We start from the raw sequence: 11393 nt of genomic DNA, 5'->3' as shown, positions 1-11393 counted from the left end.
CCGGTCTCCAGTCCGCCGCTCAGGCGGTTTCCGGCAGGTCGGACTTCTTCGGGGTGATCCAGTCCTGGTCCTTGAAGATGTCGTTCAGCCTGGCATAGTGCTCCGGCTGGGGCAGCACCGAAGCCTGGTACTCGGCGTACTTGTCGGCGCGGATCTCCTGGCCGTCCACCGTCCAGTGCTGGTGAGCCCACTGGCCGATCTTCCGGTTGAACTGGAGCTCCGGGACCCTGAGCCAGCGGTCGCGGTCGGGGATGAGCTGGTTCATCCGGTCCACCAGCCGCGAGATCTCCTGCCGGTAGAGCCCGCGGGACGCCTCGTTCAGGTGTGGCCGTTCGGCCGGCTGCGGGTTCTCCCGCTCGTCGAACCGTCCCTTGAGGCCCCACTCGTACGCCCAGTGCGCCGATGACGAGTTGTCGGTCCCGAAGAGGTCGAACGCCGTCGGGACCCACTTGTTGAAGAAGCGCTGGATGATCTCCAGCTCGATCCTTCCCGCCTTGATGATCCGCAGCAGCCCGTTGTTCCCGGTGCCGAGGTGATACGACTCCTCTTTCAGCATCGGCCCCATGGAGCGGCCGAGCGGATCGAAGGCCGAGGTCGAGAGCATCTTCAACTGGAACTTGCCGTCCCGGTCGATGAACTGGGTGTAGGTGAAGAAGTCCAGCCAGTTGTCTACCCGCTCGTTGAACGAGCCGAGGAGGCGCTTGCCCTCGAAGGCGCGGCGCTCGAGGAGCTTCTGTGCCTCGCGCTTCCCCTCGTCGCCGAAATGCGCGACCAGCAGGTACGACATCTGCCAGCCGTGCCGCATCTCCTCGCACATCACGCGCATGATGGAGAGGAGGTCGTAGGACGACGGCGAATTCTCGAGCAGGTTGCGCTGCTGCTCCACCGATGCGAACTCGGTGTCGCCCTGGTAGACGATGAGGTTGAGCAGGGCGTCCCGGATCCGCTGGTCCGGGATGTGCATGATGGTCGGCCACTTCCTCTGGCCCCGGTAGTGGCCGAACTCGATCTCGTCCACCTCGGGGTCAGCGAACTTGATGTCGAACTTGAAGTCCCGGATCTCGTGCGCCGCCAGGCCGATGTCGGTCTGCCAGGACTTGAAGAGGTCGATCCACTCGTCGAAGGTGTGCACGCGCAGCATTGAGTCTTGTCTCCTCAGCGACCGGTGAAGTTCGGGTCTCGCTTCTCGAGGAACGCGGTAAGTCCTTCCTGGAAGTCGCCGCTGGCGAAGCACGCCATCTGCGCTTCCAGCTCCCAGTCCAGCATCTCGTCGAGCGAGGCGCGCTCGCTCCGGTAGACGGCCTGCTTGGCCAGGCGGACCGCCTGGGGTGGCCCCGCGGCGATGGCCCTGGCCCAGGCGGAGGTGGCGGCGCCCAGCTCGTCCGCCGGGACGACGCGGTTGACGAGGTGCAGCGCCAGCGCCCGCGGGGCGTCCACCAGCTCGGCGGAGAGGAAGAGCTCCAGCGCCTTCGAGGCGCCCACCAGCCGAGGCAGGAAGAAGCTGCCGCCCCAGTCAGGGTGCAGGCCCAGCTTGGCGAAGACCTGCCCGATCTTCGCGGTGTCGGCCGCGATCCGGAGATCGCAGCCCAGCGCGAGGTTCGCGCCGCCTCCGGCCGCCACGCCGTTGATGCTCGCGATCACCGGTTGCGGCGCCTCGCGGATCAGCTGGTGGATCGTGCGCGCGCCGTCCACCAGCCGTCGGCCCGCCGCCTCGTCCCTGGCGTCGAGGATCGCCTTCAGTGCTCCCAGGTCCGCACCGGCGCAGAACGCGCTCCCCGCGCCGGTGATGACGATGGCCCGCACCGCTTCAGCTCCGGTGAGCATCCGGAGCGCGTCGGCCAGCTCGTCCACCATCTCCGCCGTGAGCGCGTTGAGCTTGTCGGGGCGGTTGAGCGTGATGGTCCCGACGTGGGCCTCGATGGAGACCGCGACCGTAGAAAAGGCGCCCTCAGCCATGGGTGGGGATCCCGGGGGAGCGGGGAGCGGGGAGCGGTACCTTTTGGTGCCCATCGCGGCGCACGAGTACTGCGACGGGCCACCCAAGGTACCGCTCCCCAAGGTACCGCTCCCCGCTCCCCGGTTCTCTCATGCTTCTCTCTCCACGACCATCGCGATCCCCTGGCCCACGCCGATGCACATCGTGGCGAGCCCGTAACGGCCGCCGCGCCGCCTGAGCGCGTGCACCAGGGTCGTCAGAATGCGCGCGCCCGACGCGCCGAGTGGATGGCCCAGCGCGATCGCGCCGCCATAGACGTTCACCTGGTCCTCGGGAAAGCCCAGCTCGCGGATACAGGCGAGCGACTGGGCGGCAAACGCTTCGTTCAACTCGACGAGGTCGAGGTCCTTCACGTGGAGTCCTGCGCGCTGGAGCGCCTTGCGCGTGGCGGGCACCGGGCCGATGCCCATCACGTCTGGGTCAACGCCGGCGACCGCGCTCGCCACGACCCGCGCCAGCGGCAGGTATCCGCGCGCCACGGCCGCTTTCCGCTCCATCACCAGCAGGGCCGCGGCCCCGTCGTTGATCCCCGAGCTGGAGCCCGCCGTTACCGTGCCGCCTGCCTTGCGGAACGCCGGCTTCAGCTTCTGGAGCGATTCCATCGTGGCCTCCGGCCGCGGATGCTCGTCCCGGTCCACGACCGTGCGTCGGTCGGTCCGTCCGTCCGTCCTCACTTCCACTGGCACGATCTCATCCTCGAAGACGCCATCCGCGAGCGCGCCCGCGGCCCGCTTCTGGCTCTCCGCGGAGAACCGGTCCTGGTCCTCGCGCGTTATGTGGTACCGGTCCGCGACGATCTCCGCCGTCTCGCCCAGCGAGATCGTCCACCGGGAGGGCATGGCGGGATTGACGAAGCGCCACCCGATGGTCGTGTCCGCGGCCTGCGGTGCGCTGCGCGGCCAGGCCTCGCCCGGCTTGAGCATCACTACCGGAGCGCGCGACATCGACTCCACGCCGCCCGCGACGAAGCACTCGCCCTCGTCGCACCGGATGGCGTGCGCCGCGCTCATCACGGCCTGGAGGCCGGAGCCGCAGAGGCGGTTCACCGTCTGCCCCGGCACTTCGGGAGGGATCCCGGCCAGGAGCGCCGCCATTCGCGCGACGTTGCGGTTGTCCTCTCCCGCCTGGTTCGCGCAGCCGAAGATCACGTCGTCGATCACCGCTGGGTCGATGGCAGTGCGCTCCAGCAGCGCGCGGATCGGCACGGCCGCCAGGTCGTCGGGGCGCACGGACGCCAGCGCCCCACCGTGTCTCCCGATCGGCGTCCTCACCGCATCTACGATCACGGCGTCGCGCATATCCCCCCGATCGCTGCCCACTGGCAGCCGCTGCAACTCTGCAACCCTGCAACTCTACCGCTCACTGCAGGCTGACCCATACCGATTTGGTTTCCAGATACCCCTCGAGCGCCTCGCGCCCCAGATCCCGCCCGAATCCCGACGCCTTGTACCCTCCGAACGGAGCCGCCGCGTCGTAGAAGTTGTACGTATTGATCCAGACCGTCCCGGCGCGGATCGCGCGGGCAACCCGGTGAGCCTTCTGTATGTCCTTGGTCCAGATGCCCGCGGCCAGCCCGTACATCGACTGGTTGGCGAGCGCGATCCCCTCCTCGACGTCGTCGAAGGTGAGCACCGCCAGGACCGGGCCGAAGATCTCCTCCCGCGCGATCGTCATCTCCGGCCTCACTTGGTCGAACACCGTGGCTTCGACGTAGAAGCCCTTGCCGTTCACCTGGGCCGCGTTCCCGCCCGCGACCAGCTCGGCGCCCTCCTGCTTCCCCTGCTCGATGTAGCGGAGGACCGTCTGCTGCTGCTTCAGGGAGACTACCGCGCCCAAGCGGGTGTTCTTGTCGAATGGATCACCGGGCAAGAGCTTCTTCGCGCGCGCGCCCAACTCCTCGACCACCTGGTCGTGCACCTGGCGCTCGACCAGGAGCCGCGACCCCGCGGCGCACACCTCGCCCTTGCCGTAGAAGATGCCGTTCTGCGCCCCGCGGATCGCCGCCGGGATGTCCGCGTCGGCGAAGATCACGTTGGGCGACTTGCCGCCCAGCTCCAGCGTCACGCGCTTCACCGTCTCGGCGGCCTCGCGCATGATGCCCTTGCCGACCTCCGTCGAGCCCGTGAAAGCGATCTTGTCCACGCCGGGATGCCGCACCAGCGCGTTCCCCGCCACCCGCCCGCTCCCCGCGACGACGTTGAACGCCCCGGCCGGGAAGCCGGCGGCCTCGAACACCTCGCCCATCAGGAGGATGGTGAGCGGCGTCTCCGACGGCGGCTTCGATACCACCGTGCAGCCCGACGCGAGCGCGGGCGCGAACTTCCAGGTGGCGAGGTTGAGCGGGAAGTTCCACGGCGTGATCGCGCCTACCACGCCGACCGGCTCCTTCAGCGTGTAGGTGAGGAAGTTGGGCGCGAGGGGCAGGGTATCGCCCACGATCTTGTCCGCCCAGCCGCCGTAGTACCGCAGCGTCTCGATCGCCATCGATACGTCGATCTTCGATTCGAAGAGCGGCTTGCCGTTGTGCTGCGTCTCGAGCTTCGAGAACTCGTCGAGCCGTGACTCCAGGATATCGGCCGCCTTCGCCAGCATCCTGCCACGCTGCCTCGGCGCGAGCTTCCGCCACCCGTCGGACTCGAAGCAACCCCGCGCCGACTGCACGGCCCGGTCGATGTCCTGCGCGTCCCCCTCCGAGACCTCGCCCAACACTTCTTCGGTCGCCGGGTTCACCACGGGGAAGCGCCGGCCGGCCGCGGCCGGCGCCCACCCGGCGTTGATGTAGAGGTCCGTCCGCATCACTTGCCCTTGAAGACCGGCATGCGCTTCTCGACGTATGCCGCGATGCCCTCCTTGGCGTCCTGGCTCTTGAACAGCAACGACTGGAGCTCACGCTCCAGCGCCAGCCCGTACTCGAACGGCACCTCGAGGCCCGACTGCACCGAGCGCTTGATGTGGCCCACCGCCATGGCCGCCTTGTTCGGCGGGCAGAACTGCCTGGCGTAGGCCATGATCTGGTCCCAGAACGCCTCGGGCGTCGCGTCCCACACGTCGTTGACGAGGCCCATATCCTTGGCAGTATCGAACGACAGCTGCTTGCCGAAGAGCATCAGCTCCAGCGACTTCACCTTGCCGATCAGGCGGGCCATGCGCTGCGTGCCGCCCGTCCCCGGGAGCACGCCCAGGTTCACTTCGGGCAGGCCGATCTTGCCCGCTTCCTTCCGCGCGATGCGGATGTCGGCCGCCATCGCGATCTCGAGGCCGCCGCCCACCGTGTGCCCGTTGAGCGCCGCGATGACCAGCTTGGGGGTCTGTTCGAGACGGCTGAGCGTCTCGTTGGCGTGCAGGCAGAAGTAGTACTTGAACTGCGGCGTGACGGTGTTCAGCATGCTGATGTTCGCGCCCGCCGAGAAGAACTTGTTGCCGGCGCCGCGCAGCACGATCACGTACACGGTGTCGTCGAACCGCGCCCGGAGGATCGCGTCGTCCAGCTGGCGGTTCAGCTCGTAGGTGTAGGTGTTGGCCGGCGGGTCGTCCAGCTCGATGACGGCGATGCCGTCCTCGGTCCGGTAGTTCACCAGCCGCTTCGTCGCCGTATCCTTCTCCAATGTCGCCGTCATCTTACCGAGACCTCCGCAGAGTAGCCGTTCAGGAACAGCCGGGTGATCGAGTCGGCGAGCTCCGCCACATCGACGGGGCCCTTGGGGTCGTACCAGGTGTAGATCCAGTTCATCATGCCGAACAACGTGTAGGCGGCGACGTGCCGGTCCACCTGCGCTCCAGAACCGTGGCCGCCGAGCTCCGTCAGAAGACCGAGCAGTACGTCCCCGTACCCGCGCTTGAGCCGCCGGACCGTCTCGAGCCCCGCTCCGGAGAGCGACTCCGCCTCGTGCGCGAGCACTTTCATCTCGGCCATGTGAGTCGCGAAGAACGTGACGTGGTGGCGGATGAAAGCGGCCAGTCGCTCCTCGGCCGATAGCTGACGGCCGATGGCATCGAGCGCACCCTGTTGAACCAGCTCGAAACAGTTCCGCTGGATCTGGAAGAGCAGGTCCTCTTTGCCTTTCACGTAGTAGTACATTCCGGCGAGGCTCATGGACGACGCGCGGGCCAAGTCCCGCATGGAAGTGCGGTCGTAGCCGGTAGCCGCGAAGACTCGGGCCGCTACAGCGAGCAGGTTTTCCCGGCGGTTGTCGAATCCTGTCATGAGCACTCGGATTGTTTCGAACGAGCGTTCGAAGCCGAAGTATCGCGGCGGTTCACATCTCGCGCAAGGGCTCGGCTTGGCGCATTTTGGGTGCGAGGAGAACCGAGCATGGAGGCCCCCTGAGCCGGCCGGTCCTGCGCCTTAACGGGCCCCACCTTGGAACGTCCAATTCTTCGACTAATGGGAGCACTGGCGACCGCCGTCGAGTCGGATGGCGACCTGATCGCCCGCTACCTGGCGGGCGACGAGCGCGCGGCCGCGGAGCTGGTGCGGCGGCACAGCACGCCGCTCGCCCGCTATCTGGCGGTGCAAGGCGCGCCCGACGACGAGTTGGAGGACATCAGCCAGGACGCCTTCTTCAAGGCGTTTCGGGGACTCCGGTCGTTCCGTGGCGGATCGAGCTTCCGCACGTGGCTGCTCACCATCGGTAGCAACCTTCTGAAGGACCGGCGCCGGCAGTGGAAACGGCGGCAGGTGATCGAGCTGACACCCGACCTGCGGGACCCCGGCGGGACGCCGGACGGCGAGGCGGAAGCGACCTGGACGGCGGAAAAGATCCAGGAAGGGATCGCGGCGCTGGCGCCGCTCCAGCGCGAGGTCTTCCTGCTCCGGGCCCAGCAGGGGATGGAGTACGCGCAGATCGCGGGCGGGCTCGGGATCAGTGAAGGGGCGGCGCGGGTGCACTATCACCACGCGGTGAAGAGGTTGAAGTCATGGATCCGATGAACGAACTGCCCACGGGGCTGGCGAAGGCGCTCGCGGAGCTGGATGCGAAGGCGCAGCGTAGCGCTGCGCGGGTGGACGCGGAGCGGGTGGCGGCGCGCGTTCTCGCGCGGCTGAACCAGGAGCCGGAAGCGCCCGCCACACTGATCGGTCGCGTCCTCTCGGCACCGCGCGGGTTGCGGGTCGCGGCCGCGGCTTCGCTCGTGATCGTCGCCGGCACGGTGACGATGATGGGCGTCCGGAGCGGTGGACACACAGCTTCGGTCGTCGTCACGCTGCCGGTCTCGGGCGTTGATTCGCTCGACCAGAGCGAGGCGGAGGCCGTTCTCCGAGTGGTGGACCAGGTCCGAGCGGTTAACGCCACTGTCCCCCGTGCGTCTGCTATGTCGGTTGACGATCTGTCGGAACCGGAGCTGCGAGCCTTGCTGCAGGCAATGCAGTCGAAAGAGGGAGCTATATGAAGCACGTGATCCATCGCGCCACCACCGTGGCGGTCCTGGTGTTGGGTGCCGGTGTGGCGCTGGCGCAGAACCCACCGCGGCGTCCGCCGCCGCCGGACACCGTGACGGTTCAACCCGCGCCGGGGATGGGGATGCAGCCCGGAATGGAGATGCAGCCCGGAATGGGGATGCGGATGCAGGGGCGGCCGGACCGCGAGCGCCTCCAACAGCAGATCCAGGAACGCTTCGCGCAGCGGGTCCAGACGGAATTGGGGCTCAACGACCAGCAGATGGAGCGGCTGCGACAGGCGGGGCGCACCAACGAAGACCGTCATCGGGACCTGGGCCGCCGTGAGGCGGACCTGCACCGCGCGGCAGTGGCGCAGCTCCAGCCCGGCGTGGCGGCCAACCAGGACAGCCTCGCCCGCCTGCTCGACGCCATCGCGCAGAACCACGTGGCACGGGCTCAGCTCGAGCAGCAGGAGCTGCGGGAGCTGGCGGCGTTCCTGACGCCGATCCAGCGCGCTCGGCTGCTCATGATGCGGCGGGCGCTGATGGACCAGGTGGATCGGGTCCGCGACCGGTCCCGGCCGGGGATGATGGGGCCGCAGCAGGGCCAGCCGGAGCCGCAGTTCCAGCGCCGTCCGCGGCCGGGGGCACGGCAGCCCGGTGGGCCGCCGGAAGACGAGATGTAACGGGCGGCTGAGCGGGATCGCGAAGGAAAGTGGGGCGCCGGCGAACGATGCCGGCGCCCTTCTCTTTCCAGCGGGCCTCGCGGGCGTCGTGACGGGTCGCTAGCTTCACAACTCTATGGCCGTGCATCCCAAGATCGGTCTGGTCGGCGGACTCGTCCTCGGCGCGATCATCTTCGGCCTCATATTCTTCATGCTGGGGAGGACCACCGCCGGGTGGCCCAACATCTGGGAACTGATCACCGGCGTCGCCGTGGGTGTCGGGATCGTGGCCGCGGTCGGAGTCGCGCTCCTGCTGCACCTGCCGGCCAGCCGCCGACTCGCCGGCATACTGCATCAGGAGGCAGTGGCGAGCGCGGAGGGTTTCGTTTCCGCCGAGCCGAGGGTGGACCTCGTGGGCAAGATCGGCGTCGCCCTGTCCGAGCTGAGGCCGGTAGGCATCGCGCAGATCGAGGGCGAGCGGGTCGACGTGACGACCGAAGGCGAGTTCGTGTATGCGGGCACGGTCGTAACAGTGGTCCGCGCCGAAGGAATGCGCGTCCTGGTGCGGCCCGCACCCAAGCTTCCCGCGTGACGCGGGTCTCTCAACCTACTGGAGCCTGGCATGCCTGAAAATCTCGGCGGTCCGATCCTGCTCGTCCTGGTAGTGGCCGGCATCGGTCTCGTGTTCACGTTCTTCCACTTCGTCCCCATCCGCCTCTGGATAACGGCGGCCGCCTCCGGCGTGTGGGTGAAGTTCGGCACGCTCATCGGCATGCGGTTCCGGGGGGTCGATCCCAAGAGGATCGTCTACCCGCTGATCCAGGCCACCAAGGCCGGGCTCTCGCTCAACATCAACGAGCTCGAGTCGCTCTACCTCTCCCATGGCAACGTGGACCGGGTAGTGAACGCGCTCGTTTCGGCGGACAAGGCCGGGATCGGGCTCACCTTCAAGCAGGCTTCGGCGATAGACCTCGCGGGCCGCGACGTGCTCGAGGCGGTGCAGTTCTCCGTGAACCCCAAGGTCATCCAGACGCCCAAGGTCGCCGCGATGGCCAAGGACGGCATCCAGCTGCTGGCGCTGGCGCGCGTCACCATCCGCGCCAACATCAATCGCCTGGTGGGCGGCGCGGGTGAAGAGACCATCCTCGCGCGGGTGGGCGAAGGGATCGTCTCGACCATCGGCTCGGCGGAGTCGCACAAGAAGGTGCTCGAGAACCCTGACATGATCTCGAAGACGGTTCTGGCCAAGGGTCTCGACAGCGGTACGGCATTCGAGATCCTCTCGATCGACATCGCCGACGTGGACGTGGGAAAGAACATCGGCGCCGAGCTTCAGACCGACCAGGCGGAGGCGGACAAGCGGATCGCCCAGGCCAAGGCGGAGGAGCGGCGTACGCTCGCCGTGGCGGTGGAGCAGGAGCAGAAGGCGCGGGTGCAGGAGATGCGGGCCAAGGTCGTTGAGGCGGAGGCCCAGATACCACTCGCCATCGCCGAGGCGTTCCGGAAGGGAAACCTCGGGATCATGGACTTCGCGCGGTACCGGAACGTGCAGGCTGATACGTCGATGCGGACGGCGATCGCGGAGGAGACTGGTGGAGAGCAGGGGAGTCAGGGGAGTTAGGGGAGACAGGGGAGACAGGGGAGAGAGGGGAGTGAGGGCAGGGTGATTCTCGCGGACTTCAATCTGGTCTGGCCGATCCTGATCCTCTGGGTCGTCGCGGTGCTCTTCGGCAAGAAGAAGAGGCCGGCGGCGCGGTCCACAGGCGCGTCCCTCGAGTCCACGGAGAGCGTGCGAGAATCGGGCGCGCCGATGGGCCAGTTGGCGCGGGCCCTTGCGGAGCTGAAGGCGGCGGAGCAGGTGGCCACGCGGCCGCCGCAGCGGCCGCGTCCGGCGGCGGAGTCGGACGAGGAGGTCCGGGCGCGGGCATACCCGGACGCGCGGAAGGCCGCGGCGAATCGCCTGATGAAGCAGCAGCCGACGCGCGAAGTGTTCTATCCCAAGAAGCCTGCCCGACCCAGCGTGACCCGCCGCCCGGTCCTGGAGTTCGAGGACGACGACGCGGACAAGACGTCGGAAGATGAAACGGTAGTCAGCCTCGAGGGGGCCGGTTACGACGACCAGGCCGCCGCCATCATCGAGGCGCGCCGTCGTTGGGCCGACCGCGAGGTGGCGCCGGAGGTCTCGAACGAGGAGCTGAGTAGCGAGCAGACGGCGCGACGTGCGGTGGTCGAGGAGGGCGCGGCCATCGGCGGCAGGGTGGAGCACCAGGCCTGGCACGAGAAGGTCGCAGCGGCGGAGGCCCGGGTGGAACGACGCGTCACGGCCGCCAAGCCGGGCAAGCTGGCGCGGTTCGCGACGGGGCGGCCGGGAGACGCCGTGGTGCTGAGCGAGATCTTGGGAAGACCCGTAGGTGATAGGTGATGAGTGATGGGTAGGAGTTATAGGTGATGAGTGAAGGGGGAATTCGTGCGGCCCCCATCACCCATCAGCCATCACCTATTACTCATCACGTCAGTACCAGCCGCCCGAGTGGTGGAATGGCAGACACGCGGGACTCAAAATCCCGTGCCGGCGACGGCGTGAGAGTTCGAATCTCTCCTCGGGCATCAGACAGGACAAGGACTTGGCCAACGGGGCGCTTCGGCGCCCCGTTCGCTTTCCGGCCCAACTATGGCTCAACTATGGCTTACGGCGCGCGGCGGGCGGCTGGACGGGCCGCGCACGGCGAGGCCACCCCGGATAGCCCCGGGCCGAGATCGGGGCGCAGGCGGGGCGCTGGCGCGTGTGGCGGGCGCATCGTGCTCGAGTAGTACGGTTGGACCAGGCGAGCGAGGCGCGCCGGCACGGCCCACTTAAGCGCGATTGGTTAGCACGGCGGGCGACGCCCCTGGCTAACGGACGGGCTCGCGGCCCCTAGGCCGCTCGGCCTATCGCCCACCGCAATCTGATGGCAGTTTATGTCATCACCGGTTTGAAATTGCACAGAAGCACCGGGTGAAATTGCACACTCGGTCGTGATCCCGGTTGGGTGGTGGTACGCCCAGCCTTGCCTTCACCTTGGGGTCTCCTTGTTGCGGGGAGACACCGGTGTACGGATGGGAGCGACTGGTGCTGCTCAGACACTTGCTGGATCAGGGCCTCACAAAGGCGGCGATCGCCCGGCAGTTGGGCGTCAGCCGTCGCATCATCTACTTGTGGCTCGCCACGGGGCAAGTCGACCGTGACCTGAGCGTGGCGTCGGTGCGCACGCGCGTCGGCGGACCGGTTCTGCGCCCGCACCCCTCTCGCCGCAGCTCGGCACTAGGCGCATACTCTGGGAGCGGCGATTCAAATTCCTATCGATGGGCGTCGGCCA

12 protein-coding genes and 1 tRNA gene are annotated in these 11393 nt (G+C 67.9%); 7 read left to right on the top strand and 6 right to left on the bottom strand.

Annotation, left to right across the window (positions count from 1 at the left end):
* Positions 1 to 19 precede the first annotated feature (19 nt).
* From Q8Q85_03455 to Q8Q85_03430, 6 genes are all read right to left on the bottom strand, one after another.
* Complete coding sequence (locus tag Q8Q85_03455) at positions 20 to 1141, bottom strand: Phenylacetic acid catabolic protein (GenBank protein ID MDP3773301.1); 1122 nt, start codon at positions 1139 to 1141, stop codon at positions 20 to 22.
* 14 nt (positions 1142 to 1155) lie between these two features.
* On the bottom strand, positions 1156 to 1956 hold the full coding sequence (locus tag Q8Q85_03450; protein MDP3773300.1) for an enoyl-CoA hydratase-related protein: 801 nt from the start codon (positions 1954 to 1956) through the stop codon (positions 1156 to 1158).
* Between the two features lie 129 nt (positions 1957 to 2085).
* A complete protein-coding gene (locus Q8Q85_03445) occupies positions 2086 to 3294 on the bottom strand; it encodes an acetyl-CoA C-acyltransferase (GenBank protein ID MDP3773299.1) in 1209 nt (402 codons plus the stop codon).
* Positions 3295 to 3355: 61 nt separating this feature from the next.
* On the bottom strand, positions 3356 to 4792 hold the full coding sequence (locus Q8Q85_03440) for an aldehyde dehydrogenase family protein (GenBank protein ID MDP3773298.1): 1437 nt from the start codon (positions 4790 to 4792) through the stop codon (positions 3356 to 3358).
* On the bottom strand, positions 4792 to 5613 hold the full coding sequence (locus Q8Q85_03435; protein ID MDP3773297.1) for an enoyl-CoA hydratase/isomerase family protein: 822 nt from the start codon (positions 5611 to 5613) through the stop codon (positions 4792 to 4794). The genes Q8Q85_03440 and Q8Q85_03435 overlap by 1 nt, the downstream gene beginning before the upstream one ends.
* A complete protein-coding gene (locus Q8Q85_03430; GenBank protein ID MDP3773296.1) occupies positions 5610 to 6200 on the bottom strand; it encodes a TetR/AcrR family transcriptional regulator in 591 nt (196 codons plus the stop codon). Before Q8Q85_03430 ends, Q8Q85_03435 begins: the two co-directional genes overlap by 4 nt.
* Before the next feature lie 180 nt (positions 6201 to 6380).
* On the opposite strand from Q8Q85_03430, the gene Q8Q85_03425 reads away from it, so the two are divergent.
* From Q8Q85_03425 to Q8Q85_03395, 7 genes are all read left to right on the top strand, one after another.
* Positions 6381 to 6926, top strand: a complete 546-nt coding sequence (locus tag Q8Q85_03425) for an RNA polymerase sigma factor (GenBank protein ID MDP3773295.1) — start codon at positions 6381 to 6383, stop codon at positions 6924 to 6926.
* The gene (locus Q8Q85_03420; GenBank protein MDP3773294.1) at positions 6923 to 7384 is read left to right on the top strand and encodes a hypothetical protein; all 462 of its coding nucleotides are present in this window, start codon (positions 6923 to 6925) and stop codon (positions 7382 to 7384) included. Before Q8Q85_03425 ends, Q8Q85_03420 begins: the two co-directional genes overlap by 4 nt.
* Positions 7381 to 8058, top strand: a complete 678-nt coding sequence (locus tag Q8Q85_03415) for a hypothetical protein (protein ID MDP3773293.1) — start codon at positions 7381 to 7383, stop codon at positions 8056 to 8058. Before Q8Q85_03420 ends, Q8Q85_03415 begins: the two co-directional genes overlap by 4 nt.
* A gap of 115 nt (positions 8059 to 8173) precedes the next feature.
* On the top strand, positions 8174 to 8629 hold the full coding sequence (locus Q8Q85_03410) for an NfeD family protein (GenBank protein MDP3773292.1): 456 nt from the start codon (positions 8174 to 8176) through the stop codon (positions 8627 to 8629).
* 30 nt (positions 8630 to 8659) lie between these two features.
* Positions 8660 to 9658 carry a flotillin-like protein FloA gene (gene floA / locus Q8Q85_03405; GenBank protein ID MDP3773291.1) on the top strand — a complete coding sequence of 333 codons (999 nt, stop codon included), beginning with the start codon at positions 8660 to 8662 and terminating at the stop codon, positions 9656 to 9658.
* Positions 9659 to 9700: 42 nt separating this feature from the next.
* Entirely contained in the window at positions 9701 to 10459 is a 759-nt protein-coding gene (locus Q8Q85_03400) for a hypothetical protein (protein MDP3773290.1), read from the top strand.
* A gap of 102 nt (positions 10460 to 10561) precedes the next feature.
* Positions 10562 to 10644, top strand: a tRNA-Leu gene (locus tag Q8Q85_03395).
* The last annotated feature ends 749 nt before the right edge of the window (positions 10645 to 11393 follow it).

This window comes from Gemmatimonadales bacterium (assembly GCA_030697825.1).
Lineage (GTDB): Bacteria > Gemmatimonadota > Gemmatimonadetes > Gemmatimonadales > JACORV01 > JACORV01.
The sequence above is the reverse complement of the archived record's forward strand: the minus strand, read 5'-3'. Positions and strand labels throughout refer to the sequence as shown.

What these genes read in the sequence shown, in the direction of transcription:
- Q8Q85_03430 (MDP3773296.1), bottom strand. Translation starts at nt 6,200, where the DNA reads ATGACAGGATTCGACAACCGCCGGGAAAACCTGCTCGCTGTAGCGGCC.
- floA (MDP3773291.1), top strand. Translation starts at nt 8,660, where the DNA reads ATGCCTGAAAATCTCGGCGGTCCGATCCTGCTCGTCCTGGTAGTGGCC.
- Q8Q85_03455 (MDP3773301.1), bottom strand. Translation starts at nt 1,141, where the DNA reads ATGCTGCGCGTGCACACCTTCGACGAGTGGATCGACCTCTTCAAGTCC.
- Q8Q85_03410 (MDP3773292.1), top strand. Translation starts at nt 8,174, where the DNA reads ATGGCCGTGCATCCCAAGATCGGTCTGGTCGGCGGACTCGTCCTCGGC.
- Q8Q85_03435 (MDP3773297.1), bottom strand. Translation starts at nt 5,613, where the DNA reads ATGACGGCGACATTGGAGAAGGATACGGCGACGAAGCGGCTGGTGAAC.
- Q8Q85_03450 (MDP3773300.1), bottom strand. Translation starts at nt 1,956, where the DNA reads ATGGCTGAGGGCGCCTTTTCTACGGTCGCGGTCTCCATCGAGGCCCAC.
- Q8Q85_03420 (MDP3773294.1), top strand. Translation starts at nt 6,923, where the DNA reads ATGAACGAACTGCCCACGGGGCTGGCGAAGGCGCTCGCGGAGCTGGAT.
- Q8Q85_03440 (MDP3773298.1), bottom strand. Translation starts at nt 4,792, where the DNA reads ATGCGGACGGACCTCTACATCAACGCCGGGTGGGCGCCGGCCGCGGCC.
- Q8Q85_03415 (MDP3773293.1), top strand. Translation starts at nt 7,381, where the DNA reads ATGAAGCACGTGATCCATCGCGCCACCACCGTGGCGGTCCTGGTGTTG.
- Q8Q85_03445 (MDP3773299.1), bottom strand. Translation starts at nt 3,294, where the DNA reads ATGCGCGACGCCGTGATCGTAGATGCGGTGAGGACGCCGATCGGGAGA.
- Q8Q85_03425 (MDP3773295.1), top strand. Translation starts at nt 6,381, where the DNA reads ATGGGAGCACTGGCGACCGCCGTCGAGTCGGATGGCGACCTGATCGCC.